Source organism: Streptomyces sp. NBC_00989, from assembly GCF_045162655.1.
Taxonomy (GTDB): Bacteria; Actinomycetota; Actinomycetes; order Streptomycetales; family Streptomycetaceae; genus Streptomyces.
This window is the reverse complement of the sequence record NZ_CP108728.1, coordinates 10,346,284-10,368,197: the sequence shown is the minus strand read 5'-3', so window position 1 is coordinate 10,368,197 and position 21,914 is coordinate 10,346,284. Positions and strand designations below refer to the sequence as shown.

Sequence of the window (21,914 nt, the reverse complement as noted above, 5' to 3'; positions counted from 1 at the left end):
CGCCTCAGAGCTAGTTCAGGAGGAACGCGTCCAGCCGTGCCGCGTCCGGCGCCGTAGCCGGGCCCGCCGCGGTGACGGCCAGGGCTGCGCCCGCGTTGGCCCGGTGAGCGGCGGCCACCGGGTCGAGGCCCTGGGCCAGGGCGGCCATGAACACGCCGGTGTGCGCGTCGCCCGCGCCGTTGAGGTCGACGGCGTCCACGGCGAACCCGGGCACGGCGACGAGGCGTTCGCCGTGGTGCAGGAGACAACCGTCGGGGCCGGTACGGACGAGCACCGAACCGCGCCCCAGCCGGGATTGGAGAACGCGGGCGGCGTCGGCCGGGTCGTCGACACCCGTGAGCAGCGCGGCCTCGCGGGCGTTGCAGCTCCACCAGTCCGACCGGGCGAGCAGCAACTCCAGCGCTGCGTCCGGGATTTCACCGACCAGCGGGCCCGGGTCGGTGACCAGCGTGACGGCCGGGTCGAGTCGGGGCAGGAGGTCGAGCAGGGCGGTGCGATTGCTGTCGTAGAGCAGGCTGTATCCGGTGATGTACACCAAGTCGCCTGCCGCGGGCCGGAGTTCGAGAAGGTCGGCGTTGGTCAGGGTGGCCTCGGCGCCGGGGCTGGTGACGAAGGTGCGTTCGCCGTCCGCGTCGACCAGGCAGACCACGAAGCCGGTGTCCTCCGAAGTGCGCGGTGCGAGCAGGACGTCGATGCCCTCGGCGTGCAGTGCGGCGCGGGCCCGGTCGCCGAAGGGGCCGGTGCCGTGCGCTCCGGCGTAGGTCACCGCGAGTCCCTGGCGGGCGGCGGCGGCCATGCCGTTGAAGCCGCCGCCCGGGGTGCGCTCGGTGCGGGTGGCGAGGACGTCGCCGCCGCGCTCGGGGAGCGCCGGGACTTCGAGGACCAGGTCGACGACGACATTGCCGAGGTGCCACATCCTGCCGCTCACGGCCGCGCCCGGAGTTCGAGCAACGCGGCGGCTGTCGCGTCCAGTTGGAGCTTCGGGTTGACGCGTACGAGCGTCTCCCGCGCGTCGGCCGGGAACGCGTCGACCCCATGACAGGCGCCGCCGACGGCACCCGCGATCGCGGCGATGGTGTCGCAGTCACCGCCGACGGACGCGGCGAGCAGCGCGGCACGCCAGGGGTCGTCGGGGCAGACGGCCAGAACGGCGAAGGCGGCGGGCACGGACTCCTGGGTGGCGAGACTCGTCCCGACCAACGTGTAGACGCGCTCGCAGAGTTGGGCCTCGGTCAGGCCTCGCACCAGCCCCGTCGCCCATACGATCCGCTCGGCGACGTCGGCGGCGGCCACCCAGTGTCCGCGCCCCGCCGCCAACCGGGCCGCCGACACGGCCACTTCGACCGCCTCCGGAACCGACGCCCCGTCAACTCCCGCGCTCACAGCGGCGGCCACCGCTGCGGCACCGGCGAGTGCGACGCCGGTGTTGTGGGTGAGGTTGCTGGCCTCGACCACCCGGTCCACCAACTCGGCCGGGTCGGCGACCGACACCGCGATGCCCACGGGGGCGATCCGCATCGCGGCGCCGTTGGTGGTGCCGTAGCGCCCGACCTCGTCGACCGGAGTACCCGCGAGGACGAGTTCCACCGCGCGCTTGGTGGACGGTCCGAGGAGGTCGAGCGAGCCGCGGGCCCGCATGTCGTCCTCCCAGGCGACCAGGCGCCGGGCGAGTTCCGCCGGGTCGACGCGGCCCTTGCCGTCGAGGAGCAACTCGGCGAGGAGCAGGGCCTGTTCGGTGTCGTCGGTGACGGCGCCGGCCGGCATCCCGGCGGCCAGGGGATGGTCGGGGTCGGCCGGTCGGAAGCCGGTGAGGAACGGGCCGTAGCGTGCGGTGATCTGTGGGCGGGACAGCATCTGGGTGGGCATGCCCAGGGCGTCTCCGAGGGCGAGCCCGTGGAGGGCTCCGGTGGCGCGGCTCTGGAGGGTCATGGGTACTTTCCGGGGCAGGGGTCGGCTTCGGGGGCGTGGGTCAGCCGAATTCGAGGGTCAGTTGGAAGTGGTCGGGGTCGAGGAGGCTCACGACATGTTCGACGAAGGAGCCGTCGGCCGCCCGGCTGGTCCGCCGCGTGTCGAGGAACCAGTCACCCGGTTCGCGGCGCAGCAGCTCCGCCTCCCGCCCGTCGATCCGGCGGCCGCTCACCCGTTGCTCACCGTGGTCGGGCCGCAGCCCGGCCCGCAGCATCACCTCGGTCAGCGACTCCTGCCCGAGCCCGCGGGAGGGCAGCTCGCGCACTCCGGGCACGGGCGGCAGGAAGCTGCGTTCGTACGACACGACGACCGCGTCCGCGGCCAGTTCGCGTATCCGCTCCACGCACACGAACTCGGTGGTGTTGAGGGTGAGTTGACGGGCGAGGCGCTCGTCCCGCCGGGCGTCCACCGTGAGGGTCCGGACCCGGGTGTCGATGCCCTGGGTGGCCAGTGCGTGGGCCCAGCCGAGGCGGTCGTCGAGGGGGCGGCCGTCGAAGAGGACGTAGGAGCCCTTGCCGGTGCGGGTGGCGATCAGTCCGGCCTCGCTGAGTTCGGCGAGGGCCGCGCGGACGGTCGTACGGCTGACGCCGAAGCGTTGGGCCAGGGCGTGCTCGCCGGGGAGTTGCTCGCCGGCGGGGCGGTGGCCGCTGCGGATCTCCTTGGCGAGGACCTCGGTGATCCGCTGGTGTTTGAGGCGGACGCCGGTCATGACGTCTCCCCGACCGCCTCGGCGACGGTGACCACCCGGATCAGGGGCCGGTAGAGGTCCATGACGTGCAGGGCCTTGGCGTGGGAGTCGTCGTCCACTCCGGCGCAGGCGTCGGCGACGACCAGTACCTCGGCTCCGGCGTCGGCGGCGGCGAGTGCCGTGGACAGGACACAGCAGTCGGTGCTGACACCGGCGAGGACCAGGCGGCCGGTGGGGCCGACGCGTTCCGCGAGGTCCGGGGTCCATTTGCCGAAGGTCGGCGCGTCCACCAAGTGCCGTGCCTGGGCGGCGAATTCGTCGGTCAGCTGCCAGAGCGGGGCGTCCGGCGGCTGGAGGGCGAAGGGCCACTGGTCGTAGTAGGCGCGCCAGGCGCCCTCGGGCTTCTCGGGGGCCAGGAAGCGGGTGAAGGTGACGCGTTCCCCGAAGGCCGGCAGCAGGCGTCGTACGCCTGCCGCCGCCTCGGCGAAGCGGGGCGTGGCCCAGGGGCTGTCGGGTTCGGCGAAGACGCGCTGCATGTCGATGACGGCGAGGTGGCCGGGCGCGGTGGTCATACGGCGGGCACCGCCTCCGGGCTCGCGGCCTCGGCTTCCTGCCGCTGGACCCGGGCGCGGCCCAGGGCGAGCGTGCCGAGGAAGCCGAGGGCGAGGGCGGCCAGGACGCCGAGGTTGGCGTAGGCCCAGGAGCCGGACTTGCCGCCGAGGCCGAACGGGTCGAGCAGATAGCCCTGCCAAGTCAGCCAGCTGGCAGCGGTGTTGGTGACCAGGCCCCAGCCGATCGCGGTGGCGGCGAGGGTGAGGAGGAGGGGTGTGAGCGCCACGTCGCCGTAGCGGCCGGTCGGGCGGAAGAGGTCGGCCTCGTCGTAGTCGCGGCGGCGCAGGGCGAGGTCGGCGAGCATGATGCCGCACCAGGCGGCGATGGGGACGCCGAGGGTGGTGAGGAAGCCCATGAACTGGCCGAGGAAGTCGTCGGCGAAGAACACGATGTAGACGGAGCCCGCGATCATCAGGACGCCGTCGACGAGTGCGGCCAGGTAGCGGGGTACCCGGAGGCCGGCCGACAGCAGGGCCAGGCCGGAGGAGTAGATGTCGAGGACCGCGCCGCCGACCAGGCCGAGGACGGCGACGACGGCGAACGGGACCAGGAACCAGGTGGGCAGGATCGTCGTCAGCGCGCCGATCGGGTCGGCGGCGACCGCCTTGTTCAGCGTGCTGGAGGAACCGGCGAGCAGCAGGCCGAAGACCAGCAGGAGCAGCGGGGCGACGGACGCGCCGAAGGTGGTCCAGCCGATCACACCTCTGCTGGACGAACTCCGGGGCAGATAACGGGAGTAGTCGGCCGCCGCGTTGACCCAGCCGAGCCCGAAGCCGGTCATCATGAACACCAGCGCGCCGATGAACTCCTGGGCGGAGCCCGCCGGTACGGCGCTGACCGTGCTCCAGTGGATGTGGTCGGCGACGAGGGCGATGTAGACGACGGTGAGCACCGCGGTGACCACGGTGATGACCGTCTGGAGCCGCATGATCAGGTCGAAGCCCATGACTCCGCCGACGACGATGAGCGCGCCGACGATGATCAGTGCGACCACCTTGGTCTCCGTGCCGCCGCCCCAGCTGAGCCGGTCGAACACGGTCGCGGTGGCCATCGTCGCGAGGGCGGTGAGGACGGTCTCCCAGCCGACGGTGAGGACCCAGGAGATGACCGACGGCAGCCGGTTGCCGCGCACGCCGTAGGCGGCGCGGCTGAGCACCATCGTCGGCGCGGAGCCGCGCTTGCCCGCGACCGCGATGAAGCCGCAGAGGAGGAAGGAGAAGACGATCCCGATCACACCGGCGACGAGCGCCTGCCAGAAGGAGATCCCGAAGCCGAGCGCGAAGGCGCCGTAACTCAGGCCCAGGATCGAGACGTTGGCCCCGAACCACGGCCAGAACAGAGTGCGTGGGGTGCCTTTGCGTTCGGCGTCGCCGATCACATCGAGGCCGTGCGTCTCGACCTGGAGCTGTCGGGACTGGGAAGTCTGGGAGTCCGCCATCGTCGACCTACCTGTCTAGACGTGTTCAGTCGAGGCTAGGTGGGGTGGTGGAGGGCGTCAAGAGCGGAGCGCTCCCAGTCAGTGGCGGTCCTCCCTGTCAGTGGTGGTCCTCACCATCAGTGGTGGTCCTCACCTTCAGTGGCAGTGGCCGTCGCGGCCCAGGGTCTCCACAGGGGTCGCGCCGGGGCGGGTCCACTGCGGTACGGGACGGCTGGTCCCGCCCCAGGTGGCGTTGCCGTCGGCGTCCGAGCGCCAGTACCAGCAGGCGTCGCGTCCGGTCGGGTAGCCCTCGGGGTTGTCCTGCCACGCCTCGCCGCGGCCGTAGGGCGTCATGTCGAGCAGGGCGAGGGAGCCGTTGACGGGCTCGTTGCCGCGGCCCGTCGTGGAGTAGGTGAGGAACACGCGGTCGCCGTCGCGCAGGAAGGCGATGATGTGCCCCATTCCGCCGCCGATCGGCGCGTCCAGGCCCCTTACCGAGTACCAGGGCTGGGTGTAGCCCATGAACTCGACGTAGGGAGCGACCTCGTCCCACGGGCCCGTGGTCAGGACGGCGTACGAGACGCCCCGGGCGTTGAGGTAGACGGCGTCCTTGATGTGCCAGGCCGTGGTGGTGCAGCCCTCGCACTGTCCCTGGTGGGGTGTGTGGTCGTGCCACATGTGCTGGTACACCACAAGTTCGTCGCGCCCCTGGAACAGGTCGAGGAACGGGACGGGTCCGTCCGCTCCGACGACCTCGGCCTTCCCGTCGAGCTCGACCATCGGCAGCCGCCGCCGGGCCGCGGCGATCGCGTCGCCCTCACGGGTGTGCGCCTTCTCCCGGACCAGCAGCTCCTCGCGCGCCGCCTCCCAGGTGGCCAGGTCTACGACGGGCGGCTTGCCGGGGAGGTCGCTGTTCGCGGCGCCGGGTGCGGTCGTCATGGGGTCCTCCGTGGTGTGTCGTTCCGGGCAGCGCCGCGCGATGCGTGTACGACGCTCACCGGATCAGACTCTGGCCCCGGCCGAAACTCATCGCGGTTCGGGGCGTCACGCGTACCGCACTCGGCGTCAAGACCTCTGGATCAGCTTCTTGATCTCGGGCAGCTTCTTGCCGGAGTCGACGTTGACGAAGATGACCTCGTCGTCGTACGTCCGGTCCAGCGCGATGGCGATGCCGGGATCCACTCCCTCGATCGCATAGGCGGTCGCCCAAGTCGCCGCCGTTCGGCCGCCGTTGTCATCGCTCGGCGTGTCGTCGCACGGGGGAACGGTGGCGGCACCCAGCTTGTCCCCGATCGTGAAGTCCGTGGCCTCCGTGCCCGAGTACTCATGGCTCTGGTACTCGACCACGTATGCGCAGGACGACGCGGACTCACCGTCCCCGCTGTCGCTCGACGATGTACAGGCGACGGACATCGTGACCAGGACCGCCGCGGGCAACGCCCACCCGGATACCGTCCCGCCGAACGGGAGCACGGCTTTCATCCAGCCTCCTCTTTAGGGCGTGCGCGCGAAGTTGCGCCCGGCCTCATGAGTACCGACGCTGCGGATGTCGCATTCGTTCGAGCAGCCGGCAGCCGGCAGCTGACAACCGGCTTGGGCGGCCGATCAGTGCGATTCGCGGCTCACCTCCGAGCCGCTGGAGCCGACGAGGAAGTCCAGGTCGGCGCCGGTGTCGGCTTGCAGGACGTGGTCCACGTAGAGCCGTTCCCAGCCGCGCCGGGGTGTGGCGAAGCCCGCGACGGTGGCCAAGTCGGGCTTCCTGCGGGCCAGTTCGCCGTCCGGTACGTCGACGTCGATACGGCGGGCTTCGACGTCGAGGACGATGAAGTCCCCTGTGCGCACGAGGGCGAGCGGTCCGCCGGCCGCGGCCTCCGGTGCCACGTGGAGGACGACCGTGCCGTACGCCGTGCCGCTCATCCGGCCGTCGCAGACGCGGACCATGTCGCGGACGCCCTGTTCGAGGAGTTTCTTCGGCAGGGGCATGTTCGACACCTCCGGCATGCCGGGATAGCCCTTGGGTCCGCAGCCGCGCAGGACGAGGACCGATTCGGCGTCGACGTCGAGGTCCGGGTCGTCGATACGGGCGTGGAAGTCCTCGATGCTGTCGAAGACCACCGCCCGGCCACGGTGACGCAGCAGGTGCGCGGAGGCCGCCGCCGGTTTGATGAGTGCTCCGGAGGGGGCGAGGTTTCCGCGCAGCACGGCGATGCCGCCCTCGGCGACGAGTGGTTCGGCGCGGGTGCGGATCACCTCGGGGTCCCAGATCGGCGCGTCGTCAAGGTAGTTGACCAGCGGCTTGCCGGTCACGGTCAGCGCGTCGGGGTCGAGCAGGTCGCGGACCTCACGCAACACGGCGAGCAGGCCTCCGGCGCGGTGGAGGTCGTCCATGAGGAAGCGGCCGGCCGGTTGGAGGTCCACGAGGACCGGCACGCGCGAGCCGATGCGGTCGAAGTCGTCGAGCGACAGGTCGACACCGAGACGGCCGGCGATCGCCAGCAGGTGGACGACCGCGTTGGTCGATCCGCCGACGGCGGCCAGGGCCACGATCGCGTTGTGGAAGGACGCCTTGGAGAGAAAGGTGCTGGGTCGCCTGTCGACGGACACCATGTCGACCGCCAGTCGGCCGGTGTCATGGGCCGCCGCCAGCAGTCGGCTGTCCGGGGCAGGGGTGCCGGCGACCCCGGGGACGATCGTGCCCAGGGCCTCCGCCACCACGGCCATCGTCGACGCGGTACCCATCGTGTTGCAGTGACCCCGGCTGCGGATCATCGAGGACTCGGAGCGGGTGAAGTCCTCCTGGGAGAGGGTGCCGGCCCTCACCTCCTCCGACAGCCGCCACACGTCGGTGCCACAACCCAGCGGCGCACCCCGGAAGGTACCGGTCAGCATCGGACCCCCGGGCACCACGACCGCCGGCAGGTCCACCGACGCGGCGGCCATCAGCAGCGACGGGATCGTCTTGTCGCAGCCGCCCAACAGGACAACACCGTCAAGGGGGTTGGCCCGCAGCATCTCCTCGGTGGCCATCGCCGCCATGTTCCGCCAGAGCATCGCCGTGGGCCGCACCTGGGTCTCCCCCAGCGACACCACCGGCAGGTCCAGCGGGATACCGCCCGCCTCGTACACGCCGTTGCGCACGGAGGCCGCCACCTCGTTCAGGTGCGCGTTGCAAGGGGTCAGGTCCGAGGCGGTGTTGGCGATGGCGATCTGCGGACGGCCGGTGAAGGCGTCCTCCGGTGCGCCGCGCCGCATCCACGCCCGGTGGATGTAGGCGTTGCGGTCCTGACCCTCGTACCACTGGGCACTGCGGAGTCTCATCGTCGAGCTCCTTCCAATAATCGACACGAAGGTCTATTTTTTGGAACGCCATGGAGCATACGCAGACACACGACGGGGTGGCAGTCCCGGGCGAGGACAGCCCAACAAGCCCCGGTGGCAGCCGACTTGTGGGGTCGGACCGGGTTCTCGCCGTCCTCAGGGAACTCGCCCGGTATCCCGACGGAGTGGGCCTTGAGGAGCTGACCCGGACGGTCGGCAGCCCCAAACCGACCGTGCACCGGGCTCTGGGCGCGCTGCGCCGGGCGGGTCTGGCCGACCAGGACACCCGCGGTCACTATCTGCTCGGCGACGAGTTCGTCCGGATGGCCTTCGCCCATCACGAGGCACGTCCTGAGCCGGTCCGCCTCCGTCCGCTGCTCGAAGCACTGGCCGCGCGGTTCGGCGAGACCGCGCACTACGCGATCCTGGACGGCCGCGAGGTCGTCTACCGCGCCAAGGTGGACCCGCCGTCCGGTGCCGTCCGGCTGACCTCGACGGTGGGCGGCCGCAATCCCGTGCACGCCACCGCTGTCGGAAAGCTGCTCCTGGCCCACCAGTTGGACACGGCCGAGGACGTCCGGAAGTGGATCGGCGAGACACCGCTGGAACGCCGTACACCGCGGACCCTGTGCACCGCCGCCGACCTGTACCGCGACCTGCGGGCCGGCCGCACGCGGGGCTACGCCCTCGACGACCAGGAGAACGAGGCCGGGGTGAACTGCCTCGCGCTGCCCGTGTACGCGACCTCGCCGACGGCCCCCTCCGGCGCCGTGAGCGTCAGCGCGCTGGCCTACCGGACGCCCCTGTCCACCCTGCTCGACGCGCTCGACGAGATCCGTGCCGTGCTCGGGCCGCTGGGCGAGCCGCCCCGATGACCATCCGTCTCATGCGGGCGTTCGTCCTGACGGCGCCCGGAAAGTACGCGGTCCAGGAGGTTCCGGTACCGGTGGCGGCGCCCGGCGAGGCCGTGATCGACGTCGAGCGGGTCGGGGTGTGCGGCACCGACATGGAGTTCTTCACCGGCGCGATGGCGTATCTCCACCAGGGCCACTCCACCTACCCGATGCGGCTCGGTCACGAGTGGGCGGGCCGTGTCGCGGCGGTCGGTGCCGGGGTCGACCCGGTGTGGGTGGGCCGGCGGGTCATGGGCGACACCATGCTCGGCTGCGGTGCCTGCCGCCGCTGCCGACGGGGTCACCAGCACGTGTGCGAGAAGCGGCAGGAACTCGGCATACGCGGGGAACGGCCCGGCGCCCTCGCCGAACAACTCGCCGTACCGGTCACCTCGTTGCACGTCCTGCCCGACTCCGTGGACGCCGTGCTGGGCGCGCTGGTGGAGCCGGGCGGCAACGCCCTGCGGGCGGCACGGGCCACCGCGCTCGGACCCGGTGACCGGGCTCTGGTCCTGGGCCCCGGAACCATAGGCCTGCTGGTCGCGATGTTCCTCCGGGCCGCCGGTACGGAGGTGCACCTGATGGGTCTCGCCGACAACTCCCTGGTCTTCGCACGCGAGTTGGGCTTCACGTGCGTGTGGACGGAGCACTCCGTGCCGGACCTGCCGTTCGACGCGGTCGTCGATGCCTCGAACGCCGCCCACCTGCCCGGCCTGGCGCTGGAGTTGGTCGAGCCGGCCGGACGTGTCGTGTACGTAGGGCTGGCCGGTGAGCCCAGCAGCATCGACACCCGCCGACTCGCGCTCAAGGACGTGACCGCGGTGGGCGTCCTGTCCGCCTCCCCCGGCCTCGCCGACACCATCCGCGCCTACGCCGACGGATCCGTCGACCCGAGACCGCTCGTCGCCGCGACCGTCGCCCTGGACCAGGTCGGAGCCGTCCTCGCCGGCGACCGGCCGACCGACGCCGGACCCGGGCCGAAGATCCACGTCGACCCACGGATGAGCTGACGCACCGTCCGCGACCGAGCTCTGCATCGCCCCAAGGCGCGGTGTGCCGTTCGGCCGGGCGCCCGGGAAATACGTGAGCGCCGACATCGGGACCGTCCAACTGCCGGGCCCGTGCCATCTGTTGTCCCCCGCCACCCGGAGGACTTCCGCGGGCGTCTCACCCTGCGGTGGCGAAACCTCCTGGGCGTCCGCTCGTTGAGCCTGCGTCTCGGAACTCCCGCGAAATTGTCCGTGATCCGTAACAGGCGGATCCTTCCCCGCCTTTACGCCGTCCTGACGAGTGCACGGAGTCGATCAAACAGGACAAGGGCAGGGCTGACATGGCACGGCACGGTGGGCGGGGTTGGTACGGCCGGGTAGTCGCGGCGGCGGTCGGGGTGACCGCGGTGGCGGCGGCCACCTCGGTGTGGACCGCGCAGGCCGGTGTCGTCGACGCCCGGAACGCCGCGGGCAACGCGCGTCCCTCCGCCTCCGGTTCGGCTCCCGCCCGGGCGACCGTGTCGGAGGAGATCGTGCACGCCTCCGACAAGGGCGCCCACGGCGTCAACATCACCATCGACGACGGACCGGACCCGACCTGGACGCCGGAAGTGCTCCAAGTCCTGCGGGAGTACGGCGTGAAGGCCACCTTCTGCATGGTGGGCACGCAGGCCGAGGCGCACCCCGACCTGGTCAAGGCGGTCGTGGCGGCCGGGCACCGGCTGTGCGACCACACGGTCTCGCACGACACCACGATGGACAAGAAGTCCGAGGCCTACCAGTCGCGGGAGATCCTGAACGCCGCCAGCATGATCACCAAGGCGTCCGGCGGTGTCCGGCCGCAGTACTACCGTGCGCCGGGCGGCGCCTTCACCCCGTACAGCCGGCACCTCGCCGCCTCGCAGGGGATGCGTCCGCTGGGCTGGAACGTCGACTCCAAGGACTTCGAGCTCCCGGGCACGGCCGCCATCATCGCCACCGTCAAGTCCGAACTGTCCAACGGGCCGACGATCCTGTTCCACGACGCCGGCGGCGATCGCTCGGAGACCGTGGCCGCGCTGCGCGAGATCCTGCCGTGGCTGAAGCAGCAGGGTTATTCGTTCGGGTTCCCGGTGCGCTGAACAGTTCGCCTAACGGTGCGCCGAATTGGCGTTCGCCGTATTCCGGGTGACGAATATGTGTGGGAAATGTGCTAACGGTCCGCGAGGTGACGGTATTTAAGCGTGTGAGTGCCGGTTCGCGCTGCTGTCGGTTCCCTATCAAGGCTTGCGGCGCTATCGGGCGTGCAGTAACTACGTGACACATGAACCTGTTCAACCGCGCTGCGCCCCTCCGCCGCTCGGCACCCCCCGCCGTCCCGCAACGCCCCGCCGCCCCACCGGCCTCCACCTCCTCCGGCCTGCCCGATCCCGCCCTGGCGGAGCTGACCGGGGAGTGGATGATCGACCCCGCGCACAGCCGGATCGGCTTCTCCGTCCGGCACGCGATGGTGACGACCGTGCGCGGGTCTTTCGCCGAATACAAAAGCCGGCTCTACTTCGACGGCCGCAACCCCGCCCGTTCCCAGGCCGAGATCGTGGTGTCCACCGGCAGTGTCGACACCGGAGTGGAACAACGCGACGCCCACTTGGTCGGCCGTGACTTCCTGGACTCCGCCACCTTCCCGCGGATGCGCTTCGCCAGTACCGCGGTGCAAATGGCGGGCAACGATGTCTACCGCATGCTCGGCGAGCTCACCATCAAGGACGTCACCCGTCCCGTCGTCCTGGAACTCACCTATATCGGCCATGTCACCGACCCGTTCGCCGTCGAGCGCGTCGGCTTCGACGGCACCACCACCATCGACCGTTCCGACTGGGGTCTGACCTACAACTCCCGGCTGGCCGAGGGAGGTGCGATGGTGAGCGAGAAGGTGCGGCTCCAGTTCGACATCGCGGCGATCCGTACGATGCCGGCCGCCTGACAAAACGTTTGCTCGCCCGGACGCCGTGTCGCTGCGTGCCGGGCGAGTCGTGTTTACGGTCCCTTACGGTCGCGCGGTCTCCCTACCCGGTGACGAGACGGCCGCCGACGATCGTGTGCACGGGGTTCAGGTCGCGCAGGGCGTCACTCGGGCACTGGGCGGGGTCCCGGTCCCAGACGGTGAGGTCGGCGAGACGACCCGGGGCGAGGGTGCCGCGCAGGTCCTGATCGCCGCACAGGCGGGCCGCGTTGACGGTGTGCAGGGTGAGCGCCTCGTCGTAGGTGATGGCGTGTTCGGGGCCCTTGACGCCGATGACGGTCTGGCGGGTGGTCATGCCGTAGACCGAGCGCATCGCGCCGAACTGGCCCACGGGGAAGTCGGATCCGGCGCTGACCTGGGCGCCCAGGTCGATCCAGCCGCGGGCGGGGAAGAGGCGGGCGACGCGTTCCGGGCCCCAGAAGCCCTCCTCCACCTCGGCGGTGTCGTGCAGCAGGGGCTGCTGGATGGTGACGGGGATGCCCAACTCGTCGGCGCGGGCGCGCTGTTCGGGACCGGCGAGGCCACCGTGCTCCATCACCAGCGTGCCGGCGGGCAGTCCGGGGTTGCGGGCGAGGACGCGCTCGTAGACGTCCAGGAGGGTGCGGACCGCGCGGTCGCCGTAGGCGTGGGTGCCGACCCGCCAGCCGCGGCGGACCACGGCCTCGACGGCCTCCACCAGCGCGTCCGGCTCCCAGATCAGCGTCCCGGAGAAGGCGTGGTCACAGGCGTACGGCTCCTCGGTGGCGCCGGCTTCGAGGCCGCCGTCGAGCCCGAACTTCACGCCCCACACCCGCAGCCACGGGTCGGAGCCGTCACGCCAGTCCTCCATGACGTCGAGCAGGTCCTCCACCTGGGCCGCGCTGGTCATGCCGAGCGCCGAGATCAGGGCACGGATCCGGGTGCTGAGGGCGCCGGCCTCGCGGGCGGCCAGGAGCACGGCGTAGTCCTCGGGGCCGACCGCGCAGTCGCGGACGGTACCGATGCCGGTGGCGGCGTACTGGGCGGACGCCAGGCGCAGCCCGTCGATGCGCTGGGTCCGGTCCGGTGCCGGGACCAGGCGTTCCACCAGTCCCAGCGCGTTGTCCACCAGCCTGCCGTTGAGCCGGCCGTCGGCGTCGCGGCCGATGACACCGCCCGGCGGCACGGAGGTGTCCTCGGTGATGCCCGCCAGGCGCAGCGCGTAGCTGTTGACGATGTCGTTGTGACCGCCGCGCTTGACCAGGACGGGGTGCCGGTCGGTGGCCCGGTCGAGTTCGGCCGCGGTGGGCATGCGGCGCTCGGCGAGGTTGAGTTCCTGCCAGTTGGTGGTGGTGCGGATCCACTCACCCTCGGGGGTCGCCTCGGCCCGCTGCCGGATCAGCTCCAGGAACTCGGGGATGTCGTGGGCCTGGTGGACGGGCACGTCGTGCGCGCCGAGCGCGGCGTAGATCAGGTGGGTGTGGGTGTCGTCGAAGGCGGGCAGCACGGTGGCGCCGGGCAGGTCGTGGACCGTCGTGCGCTCACTCAGGAGGTGGTCGAGTCCGTTCGGATCGGGCGAGAGGGCGGCGATGCGGTCGCCGCGCACGGCCAGCGCCCGCTGCGGCGCCTGGCCGGATACCAGGGTGTGGATCGCGTTCGCCCGGATCACCAGATCGACTCCGTGATCAGTCATCGTTCTCTCCCACTCCTTCGCGACATCCGCTGACCAGGCTTTTGTACGGTCGGATAGCTGGTTCGCACACATTTGGCGGCCAGCGACGCAGAGAACACGTCACCGTTCCGGACTCAGATCGAGATTCTGCGTCAAACGATCAGCGAAGTGGTCTGTCGGATCGTGGCTGCGGCTCGTGTGCGGACCGGCGACACACCGACCGTCATTGACAAGCCGATTCCGCAACGGTTGTCATGAACACATGCCGATATATCCGGGGCCCCGCCACACCCGCCTCACCTGCCGCACCCACCGAACGGCCTGCCCCGCCCTCGGCTCCGTCCGTGCTCCGTCCCTGGACTCACCGTGGAAGTACGGTCATTGACCGGGCGCCGCGAGCTGCTCGACACCGCCCGGGCCGAGTTGACGATCCGTCATGGAGTGCTTCTCCACGGCCCCGCGGGGATCGGCAAGTCCGTGCTGGTGGCCGCCCTCGTGGCGGCGTCGGCCGCTCATGTCCAGCCCGCCGGAACGGTGTTGCACTGCTCCCCCGCCGAGGAGGACGCCAAGCTCCCGTTCGCCGGGCTGGTCGACCTGTTCGCGCGGGTGCCGGAGAGCTGCCTGGCGGCCTTGGCACCCGAACCCCAAGTGGCCCTGCGGGCAGCCCTGTTGCGCGGCGGGGCACCGGACGGCGACCGGGACCGGCTGGCGATCCGCGTCGCCGTTCTCGACGTGCTGCGCACCCTCGCCGCAGCCGGGCCCGTACTGCTGGTCCTCGACGGCCTCCAGTGGCTCGACGAGCCGACCGCCGAGGTGCTCGCCTTCGTCGTACGCCGTGTCGAGGGCCTCGGCGTCCAGGTGGTGGCCGCCGAGCGGGTGGCCGAGGACGAGCAGCCCGAACGGCCGCACTGCTGCCCGCCCGGCACCGCCGAACTGCCCGTGCCGCCCCTGACGGACGACGAGGTGGCGCAGCTCCCGCACACCGACCTGCCACCGGCGGTACTGCGGGCCGTCCAGGACACCGCCGCCGGAAACCCTTGGTACGCCCTGGAGTTGGGGCGGGCGGCCCCGCGCGACGGAGCGGCCGTCGGCCTCGGCCGGAGCCTGCCCGTACCCCGACGACTGCGCACCCTGCTCCTGGACCAGGTGCGCACGCTGCCGGAGACTGTGCGGCGCACTCTCCTCGTCACGAGTGCCGCCGCCCGCCCCACCCTCACCCTGCTGCGCGCCGCCGGGCTCCACGATCCCGCCGCGGACCTCGCGGCGGCGGAGCGGCTCGGTGTCGCGACCGCCGACGCCGACGGAACCGTACGCTTCCGGCATCCGCTGGTCCGGGCCGCCGTGTACGCCGACGTTCCGGAGCACGACCGCCGGCAGGCGCACGCGCTGCTGGCCGGCGCGGTCACCGAACTCGTCGAGCAGGCCCGGCATTTGGCGCTCGCCCGCCCTTACGAGGACGAGACCACGGCACGCACGCTGATGTCGGCGGCGGAGTCCGCCCGCCGCGACGGCGAACCCGACACGGCCTTCGAGCTGGCCGGGCTCGCGGCCCGGCGCACTCCCGGCGACCGTGCCGCGGAGTACGCCGATCGACTCCTCATGGCGGCCGAATACGCGTGTGACGCCGGGCAGTTGGAGGAGGCGGGGCAGGCGGCCGAGACCGTGCTCGCCGGGTCGGGCTCCGCGCGGCAGCGGGTGCGGGCGCGGCTGGTCCTGCTGCGCAACGCCGGGCAGGCGTTGAAGGGTGCGCACGCCCTGATCGAGGAGGGGCTCCGGGACGCGGACGGCGACCCGGAGGCCGAGGCATGGCTGCACCACTGGGCTGCCGTACGGGGCCTGCTGTGCGGGGAGTTGGAGGACGCGGCCCGGCATGCCCGGCGCGCCGCCCGGCAGGCGGCCGTGGCCGGTGACACGGAGACCCGGATCGGGGCGCTCGCCACGCTCGCCCGGGTGCGTTCCCTGGGCGGTGAACCGGTCGCCGCCGACGTCGCGTTGGAGGAGGCCCTCGCGCTGGCCGGTGGCGCCGGCGCCGGGCCGGAGAGCTGGGGGCTGATCCGGATGCGGGCGATCCTCGCCCTGGACTCCGACAAGGTCACCGAGGCCCAGGAACGGGTCGCCGAACTCCTCGCGGAGATCGGGGAGTTCGCCGGGGTCGAGGAGGTCATGGCGACCCTGGTCGCCCTCACCCGGATCCAAGTACGCGCCGGACACTGCCAGGAGGCCCTGAACACCGCCGCCCGCTGCACACGTGCCGTGGCCGAGACCGGCGTACAGGCCGCTCCGGCGCTGTACGCGGCGGCGCTCGCGGCGACCGCGGGCGGGTCCGCCGACGAGGCGCGGCGGCTCGCCGGGCAGGCGGTGCGGGCCTCGGAGGCGGACGGTGATCGGCTGTTCCTGCTGCGGGCGTTGGCGGTGCTGGGACAGGCCGAGTTGCTCGGCGGTGACCCGCGTGGAGCGGCCGCCGCCGTCGAGGCGCTGCAACGCGTCAAGGAACTCGGCGCGGCCATGTCCGCCGCCGATCCGCCCCTGCTGCACTGGTACAGCGACCTGGCCGAGGCCCTGGTCGTGCTGGGCGAGACGGACGCGGCCGGTGCCGTGATCGACGAGGCACGGAAGCGGGTGTCCGTCGACGCCCCCGGCAGCGTGCTGGCGGCGCTGGAGCGGGCGGAGGGGCTGCGCGAGGCGGGGCTCGGCCGGGCGAAGGAAGGGGCGGTACGACTGCGGGCCGCTGTGGACCGGTTGCGTCAACTCCCTTTGCCCGTGGACCTGGTGCGCACCCTGATCGCGCTCGGCGCGGTCGAACGCCGGGCCCGGCACCGGAACGCGGCACGCACCGCTCTCGGCGAGGCATGGGAGACGGCGACGCGGATCGGCGCCGTTCCGCTGGCGGCACGGGCCGGGGACGAACTGGCCCGGCTGGAGGCCGGTGACCGGGACGGTGAGGGGCGTCCCGAACTCACGCCCACGGAAGCGAGGGTCGCCGAACTGGTCGGCGGCGGGGCCACCAACAGGGAGGTCGCCGCCGAGCTGTTCATCAGCGTCAAGACGGTGGAGGGCACGCTGTCGCGGGTCTACCGCAAGGTCGGGGTCCGCTCGCGCACCGCGCTCGCCCACGCCATGGCGGTCGCCGTCATCGCGTCCGGCGCGGCGACCGTGAGCGTCGGCGACGACGACCAACAGCAGCTCACGGCACAGGCGGTGACGATCAGTCAGCCCGGCCGGGTCCGCACCTCCCGGACGCTCGACAACCGCCGCTGACCTGTCATCCGCGGTTCACGTGACATCCGCAGTTAACACGCGACGCAAGGGTTCCCCCGCTTATGCGGGTGGGGTCGATGTTCCTACGGTGAAGCAGTTCCGCTTCCGGGACAGCAACCCCCCACTCCTCGGAGGACCTCAGTGACGTCACGACTGAAACTGGTCGGTCTGGTCGCCGTACCGGCACTGCTCGCCGCCGCCGTCCCCAGCGCCTACGCCGCCGCCCAGCCGCACACAACTCGCGCCGCCATCGCGGGAGATGTCCTCAAGGGCCTGAACCACGACGCGGCCCGCACCGGCGCCGTCTCCGCCGCCAAGCGCATATCGGTGGCGATCAGCCTGACCCCGAGAAACGACAAGGGCCTCGACACCTTCATCGCCGGCGTCAGCAATCCGCGGTCGAGTTCCTACGGCCACTATCTGACGAAGGCTCAGTTCGCGGCCCGGTTCGGCCGGACCGACGCCGAGGTGAAGCAGGTCAAGGAGTACCTGCGCGCCCAGGGTCTCACCGTCGGCAAGGTCCACTCGGGGAACCTGCTGGTCGACGCGAGCGGCACCGCCGCCCAGTTGGAGAAGGCGTTCGGCACCAAGCTGTCGACGTGGAAGGACGCCAGGTCGGGCCGCGCGTTCTACGCCAACGAGACCGCGCCGACCCTGCCGACCGGCATCGCCGGCCTGGTCAGCGACGTCACCGGCCTCAACAACCGCGCCCAGCTGCACCACCAGGCCACCAACACCGTCGCCCCGCGCAACGGTCCCGGCGGCGGCTACACCCCGGCGCAGCTCAAGGGCGGCTACAACGTCTCCGGTACGTACACCGGCAGCGGCCAGAAGATCGCGCTGCTGGAGTTCGACGGCTTCGCGCAGTCCAACATCACCAAGTACGACACCAACTACAGCCTGGGCTCCCCCACTCCGACCGTCTCGAAGGTGGACGGCGGCTCGGGCGCGCTGGGTGACGGTCAGGTCGAGGTCGAGCTGGACATCGAGGTCCTGCACGCGATCGCCCCGAAGGCGAACGTCACCGTCTTCGAGGGCCCCAACTCCGACGCCGGCGAGGTCGACACCTACCAGGCCATCGTCGACAGCGGCATCCCGACCACCTCGATCAGCTGGGGCGCGTCCGAGAGCCAGCGCACCACCTCCAACATCAACGCCGTGGACGCCGTCTTCAAGGCGGGCGCGGCCGAGGGCCTCGGCTTCTACGCGGCCTCGGGTGACGACGGTTCGGACGACGCGGGCGACGGTACGACCACGGTCGACTACCCGGCGAGCGACCCGTACGTCACCGGCGTCGGCGGCACCAAGCTGACCGTCACGTCCGCCAACGCCTTCAGCAAGGAAGTGGCCTGGTCCGGCGGTGGCGGCGGCAAGTCCTCCGTCTTCAAGATCCCGAGCTGGCAGACCGCGGTGCAGAAGAGCGCGGGCGGCGGCTACCGCCAGGTGCCGGACGTCTCGGCGCACGCCAACCCGAGCCCCGGTGTCTCGATCTACTCGCAGGGCACCTGGACCTCGGTCGGCGGCACCAGCGCCGCCGCGCCCGAGTGGGCCGCGTTCGGCGCGCTCTACAACCAGCAGGCCGCGGCGGCCGGCAAGGCCAACCTCGGCTTCGCCAACCCCGCGCTCTACACGGCGAGCGGCACCGGCTTCCACGACATCACGAGTGGCAGCAACGGCGCCTACTCCGCGGCCACCGGCTGGGACTTCACCACCGGCTGGGGTTCGTACAACGCGGCGACCCTGGCGACCAAGCTGCTCGGCTGACCTACGAAGACTGACGCACGACTGATGTGAAGCGCGGGCCGGGAGTGATTCCCGGCCCGCGCTTCGTCCCACCTGGACTTCGTCTCACCTGAACTCGGCTTTGCCGGGGCCCTCTTCGACGAAGCTCCGCATCCCCCGCTCACGGTCCTCGGTCGCGAACAGCCCCGCGAACCACGTCCGTTCGACCGCAAGACCCGTCTCGATGTCCGTCTCCAGACCCGTGTCGACCGCTTCCTTCGCCGCGCGGAGTGCGATCGCCGGACCCTGCGCGAGCTTCGCCGCCCACGCATGCGCCTCGGTGAACACCTCGGCGGCGGGAGCGAGTCGGTCGACGAGCCCCAGCGCCAACGCCTCGTCCGCCCTGACCATCCGCCCCGTGAAGATCAGGTCCTTCGCCTTCGACGGACCGATCAGCCGCGCCAGCCGCTGCGTGCCACCCGCACCCGGAATCAACCCCAGCAGAATCTCCGGCTGCCCCAACTTCGCGTCGTCCGCCGCGATCCGGAAATCCGCACACAACGCCAACTCACAACCCCCGCCCAGCGCATAACCCGTGATCGCAGCCACCACCGGCTTCGGAATACGGGCCACCGCCGTGAACGACTCCTGCAACGCCCGCGACCGAACGACCATCGCCGCATGATCCATACGCTGCATCTCCTTGATGTCCGCACCCGCCGCGAACACCTTCTCCCCGCCGTAGACCACCACAGCGCGCACGTCATCACGACGGCTCGCCTCCTCGGCGAGCGCGCGCAGGCCGTCCTGTGTCTCGGTGTCCAGGGCGTTCATCGGCGGCCGGTCGAGCCGGATCGTGCCTACGCCGTCGGCGACCTCGAAGTGAAGTGTCATGGCCCGCCTCAGCTGTCGTAGTCGACGGCGAGGGTGTCGGACACGGGGAAGGTCTGGCAGGTCAGGACGTAACCGGCGTCGACCTCGGCGGGTTCGAGGGCGTAGTTGCGCCGCATGTCCGCCGTGCCGTCGGTGACCAGCGCGCGGCACGTGCCGCAGACGCCGCCCTTGCAGGCGAAGGGCAGGTCGGGCCGGGTCTTCTGCGCGCCGTCGAGGATCGAACTGTCCTTGTGCAGCGCGGAGTTGGTGGTCCGGCCGTCGAGGGTGATGCTGACCTGGCTGACGGGACCGTCGTAGACCTTGTCGATGTGTTCGTTGGTCCGTACGGGCTCGTCGTCGGCGTAGAACAGCTCCTGGTGGACGCGTTCGACGGGGACGTCGAGGCCGGTGAGGACCTGTTGGGCGTCGCGGACCATGCCGTGCGGGCCGCACAGCCACCAGTGGTCGGCGGTGTCCACGTCGACGAGGGCGTCCACGAGCGCGCTGAGCCGGTCGGCGTCGAGGCGGCCGGAGAGGATCTCCGCCTCGCGCGGTTCGCGGGACAGGATGTGCGCCAGCTGGAAACGGCCGGGGTGGAGGTCCTTCAGGTCGGCGAGGTCGTCGGCGAACATCACGGTGTCGCTGCGCCGGTTGCCGTAGAAGAGCGTGACGCGGGAGCGGGTGTCGGCGGCGAGGACGGATTCCGCGATGGACAGCATCGGGGTGATTCCGGAGCCGGCGGCGATCAGGACGTGATGGCCGGGGAGGGTCAGGTCAGGGGTGAAGGCGCCGGTGGGGGCCATCACCTCGACGGTGTCTCCGGGGCGTACGTCGTCGACCAGCCAGGAGGAGAACAGGCCGCCGGGGACGACCCGTACACCGATACGGGGGCGGGCCCCGGCCGGGGAGCAGATGGAGTACGAGCGACGCTCGTCGCGGCCCTCGACCTCGCGGCGGAGGGTGAGCGACTGGCCGGGCCGGTACGCGAACTCCTCGGCGAGGTGCTCAGGGATCTCGAAGCTGATGGCGGCGGCGTCCTCGCACAGCGACTCGACGGCGGCGACCCGCAGGGCGTGGAAGGCCGGTCGGCGGCGCACCGGGCGGGCGGGGGTGGCGGGGGCCGGGGCGGTCACTGGTCCACCGTCCTTTCCACGGGCGGGAGTTGGGGGCTCGCCGCGAGCAGGCGTTGGGGGCTCGCCATCAGATCTCCTTGACGTACTCGAACGGCTCGCGGCAGGCGCGGCACCGCCACAGGGCTTTGCAGGAGGTCGCGGCGAAGTGCGAGGTCTCCTCGGTGTCCGCCGATCCGCAGCGGGGGCACGCCACCGTACGGCGGGTCGGTGTCAGTGTGAGCGTGATCGGGCCGCGGGGGGCGGCGCCCGGCGGGGCGATGCCGTGTTCGGCGAGCTTGCGGCGGCCGGCCGGGGTGATCCAGTCGGTGGTCCAGGGCGGGTCGAGAACCGTACGGATCTCCACGCGCGCGTACCCGGCGTCGCGCAGCCGTGCGGCCACCTCGGCGCGCATCTCGGCCATGGCGGGGCAGCCGGAGTAGGTGGGTGTCAGGCTCGCGACGACCGTGCCGTCCTCGCTCAGCTCGACGTCGCGCAGGACGCCGAGGTCGGCCAGCGTGAGCATGGGCATCTCGGGGTCGGGCACCTGCGCGGCGATGTGCCGGGCGCGCCGCGCGTCGAGCAGGGTGGTCACCATGTCGCCTCCGGGTGGGCGCGGGCCACGCTCTGGAGTTCGGTCAGCAGCGGGGCCAGGTGGTCGGTGTGGTCCCCGTCGCGGCCCTGCCCGGGGACCGGTGCCGCCTCGGGCAGGGTGAGCCCGGCGGCGTCGGTGACCTGGCGGAGCACGGCCAGCACTTCGGCCCTCAACTCCGCATTGCCTGCGAAGAGTTCGTCCACGTACGGCGCGATGGCGGCCAGCGCGTCCCGCGTCCGCCGCTGCGACTCCTCGGTGCCGTCGCCCAGCCGGACGACCCACTCGGCGGAGTACTGGCGGTGGTACGCGAGCTCCTTGACGCCCTTCGCGGCGATGGCGGCGAGCACCGGGTCGGATGTGGCGACGGCGAGCCGCTCGAAGAGGGCGAGCCGCCAGGAGGAGAGCACCAGCAGCCGGGTGATCGAGAACGCGAAGTCTCCGTTGGGGAGTTCGGCCAGCCGTACGTTGCGGAAGTCGTCGGCGTCGCGGAAGTAGGCGTAGGCGTCCTCGTCGCGTCCGGAGCCGTCGACCTGACCGGCACGCGCGTAGAGCAGGCGGGTCTGGCCGAGCAGGTCGAGCCCGATGTTGGCCAGCGCCACCTCCTCCTCCAACTCCGGCGCGGCCGTGCACCATTGGGCCAGCCGCTGCGCGCTCACCAACGCGTCGTCACCGAGTGCCAGGCAGAACGCGGCCAGTTGAGCGGAGTCCGTCCCCTCCGGCACGGTCTGGTCGACGCCGTGCAGCGGGTCCTCGAAGCCGGTGCCGAAGGCCCAGCGGGCGTCGCTGTCGTCGTGCCCCTCGGCCAGGGACAGATAGACGTGGTCGTCACTCATTCCCTGC

The 21,914-nt window shown here is 71.6% G+C and carries 19 protein-coding genes; 6 read left to right on the top strand and 13 right to left on the bottom strand.

The window, feature by feature from the left end; genetic code table 11:
* Positions 1 to 10: 10 nt before the first annotated feature.
* The 8 genes from OG714_RS46655 to OG714_RS46620 form a co-directional block, all read right to left on the bottom strand.
* The gene (locus tag OG714_RS46655) at positions 11 to 928 is read right to left on the bottom strand and encodes a PfkB family carbohydrate kinase (protein ID WP_406130379.1); all 918 of its coding nucleotides are present in this window, start codon (positions 926 to 928) and stop codon (positions 11 to 13) included.
* Entirely contained in the window at positions 925 to 1,929 is a 1,005-nt protein-coding gene (locus OG714_RS46650; RefSeq protein ID WP_406130377.1) for an ADP-ribosylglycohydrolase family protein, read from the bottom strand. Before OG714_RS46650 ends, OG714_RS46655 begins: the two co-directional genes overlap by 4 nt.
* A gap of 40 nt (positions 1,930 to 1,969) precedes the next feature.
* Positions 1,970 to 2,677 (bottom strand): GntR family transcriptional regulator, encoded by a 708-nt coding sequence (locus tag OG714_RS46645; RefSeq protein WP_406130375.1) that lies wholly within the window; start codon positions 2,675 to 2,677, stop codon positions 1,970 to 1,972.
* On the bottom strand, positions 2,674 to 3,228 hold the full coding sequence (locus OG714_RS46640; RefSeq protein WP_406130373.1) for a cysteine hydrolase family protein: 555 nt from the start codon (positions 3,226 to 3,228) through the stop codon (positions 2,674 to 2,676). Before OG714_RS46640 ends, OG714_RS46645 begins: the two co-directional genes overlap by 4 nt.
* Positions 3,225 to 4,706 carry a purine-cytosine permease family protein gene (locus tag OG714_RS46635; RefSeq protein WP_406130371.1) on the bottom strand — a complete coding sequence of 494 codons (1,482 nt, stop codon included), beginning with the start codon at positions 4,704 to 4,706 and terminating at the stop codon, positions 3,225 to 3,227. The genes OG714_RS46640 and OG714_RS46635 overlap by 4 nt, the downstream gene beginning before the upstream one ends.
* Positions 4,707 to 4,841: 135 nt before the next feature.
* Entirely contained in the window at positions 4,842 to 5,624 is a 783-nt protein-coding gene (locus OG714_RS46630) for a DUF899 domain-containing protein (RefSeq protein WP_406130369.1), read from the bottom strand.
* Positions 5,625 to 5,750: 126 nt separating this feature from the next.
* Positions 5,751 to 6,167 carry a DUF6281 family protein gene (locus tag OG714_RS46625; protein WP_406130368.1) on the bottom strand — a complete coding sequence of 139 codons (417 nt, stop codon included), beginning with the start codon at positions 6,165 to 6,167 and terminating at the stop codon, positions 5,751 to 5,753.
* Positions 6,168 to 6,290: 123 nt separating this feature from the next.
* Entirely contained in the window at positions 6,291 to 8,003 is a 1,713-nt protein-coding gene (locus tag OG714_RS46620) for an IlvD/Edd family dehydratase (protein WP_406130367.1), read from the bottom strand.
* A 50-nt stretch (positions 8,004 to 8,053) separates the two neighbouring features.
* Here OG714_RS46620 and OG714_RS46615 point away from each other — a divergent pair, with 50 nt between their 5' ends.
* The 4 genes from OG714_RS46615 to OG714_RS46600 all read left to right on the top strand — a co-directional run bounded on the left by OG714_RS46615 (position 8,054) and on the right by OG714_RS46600 (position 11,848).
* Complete coding sequence (locus OG714_RS46615; RefSeq protein WP_406130365.1) at positions 8,054 to 8,878, top strand: IclR family transcriptional regulator; 825 nt, start codon at positions 8,054 to 8,056, stop codon at positions 8,876 to 8,878.
* Positions 8,875 to 9,906, top strand: coding sequence for a zinc-binding dehydrogenase (locus OG714_RS46610; RefSeq protein WP_406130363.1), 1,032 nt, complete (start codon positions 8,875 to 8,877; stop codon positions 9,904 to 9,906). The genes OG714_RS46615 and OG714_RS46610 overlap by 4 nt, the downstream gene beginning before the upstream one ends.
* A gap of 320 nt (positions 9,907 to 10,226) precedes the next feature.
* Positions 10,227 to 11,006, top strand: a complete 780-nt coding sequence (locus OG714_RS46605) for a polysaccharide deacetylase family protein (RefSeq protein ID WP_406130361.1) — start codon at positions 10,227 to 10,229, stop codon at positions 11,004 to 11,006.
* 182 nt (positions 11,007 to 11,188) lie between these two features.
* Positions 11,189 to 11,848 carry a YceI family protein gene (locus OG714_RS46600; RefSeq protein ID WP_406130360.1) on the top strand — a complete coding sequence of 220 codons (660 nt, stop codon included), beginning with the start codon at positions 11,189 to 11,191 and terminating at the stop codon, positions 11,846 to 11,848.
* Between the two features lie 82 nt (positions 11,849 to 11,930).
* Here OG714_RS46600 and OG714_RS46595 read toward each other — a convergent pair whose 3' ends face one another.
* Positions 11,931 to 13,538 (bottom strand): amidohydrolase, encoded by a 1,608-nt coding sequence (locus OG714_RS46595; protein WP_406130358.1) that lies wholly within the window; start codon positions 13,536 to 13,538, stop codon positions 11,931 to 11,933.
* Positions 13,539 to 13,898: 360 nt separating this feature from the next.
* Here OG714_RS46595 and OG714_RS46590 point away from each other — a divergent pair, with 360 nt between their 5' ends.
* Both OG714_RS46590 and OG714_RS46585 read left to right on the top strand, forming a co-directional pair.
* Positions 13,899 to 16,775: an AAA family ATPase gene (locus tag OG714_RS46590; RefSeq protein WP_406130357.1), complete on the top strand. Its 2,877-nt coding sequence runs from the start codon at positions 13,899 to 13,901 to the stop codon at positions 16,773 to 16,775.
* 141 nt (positions 16,776 to 16,916) lie between these two features.
* Entirely contained in the window at positions 16,917 to 18,539 is a 1,623-nt protein-coding gene (locus OG714_RS46585) for a protease pro-enzyme activation domain-containing protein (protein WP_406130356.1), read from the top strand.
* Between the two features lie 84 nt (positions 18,540 to 18,623).
* On the opposite strand, the gene OG714_RS46580 is transcribed toward OG714_RS46585, so the two are convergent.
* The 4 genes from OG714_RS46580 to paaC all read right to left on the bottom strand — a co-directional run bounded on the left by OG714_RS46580 (position 18,624) and on the right by paaC (position 21,907).
* Entirely contained in the window at positions 18,624 to 19,391 is a 768-nt protein-coding gene (locus tag OG714_RS46580; RefSeq protein ID WP_406130354.1) for an enoyl-CoA hydratase/isomerase family protein, read from the bottom strand.
* An 8-nt stretch (positions 19,392 to 19,399) separates the two neighbouring features.
* Entirely contained in the window at positions 19,400 to 20,503 is a 1,104-nt protein-coding gene (paaE, locus tag OG714_RS46575) for a 1,2-phenylacetyl-CoA epoxidase subunit PaaE (RefSeq protein ID WP_406130353.1), read from the bottom strand.
* Positions 20,504 to 20,570: 67 nt separating this feature from the next.
* Positions 20,571 to 21,077: a 1,2-phenylacetyl-CoA epoxidase subunit PaaD gene (gene paaD, locus OG714_RS46570; protein ID WP_406130351.1), complete on the bottom strand. Its 507-nt coding sequence runs from the start codon at positions 21,075 to 21,077 to the stop codon at positions 20,571 to 20,573.
* Positions 21,071 to 21,907 (bottom strand): 1,2-phenylacetyl-CoA epoxidase subunit PaaC, encoded by an 837-nt coding sequence (gene paaC, locus OG714_RS46565; RefSeq protein WP_406130350.1) that lies wholly within the window; start codon positions 21,905 to 21,907, stop codon positions 21,071 to 21,073. Before paaC ends, paaD begins: the two co-directional genes overlap by 7 nt.
* Between the last annotated feature and the right edge of the window lie 7 nt (positions 21,908 to 21,914).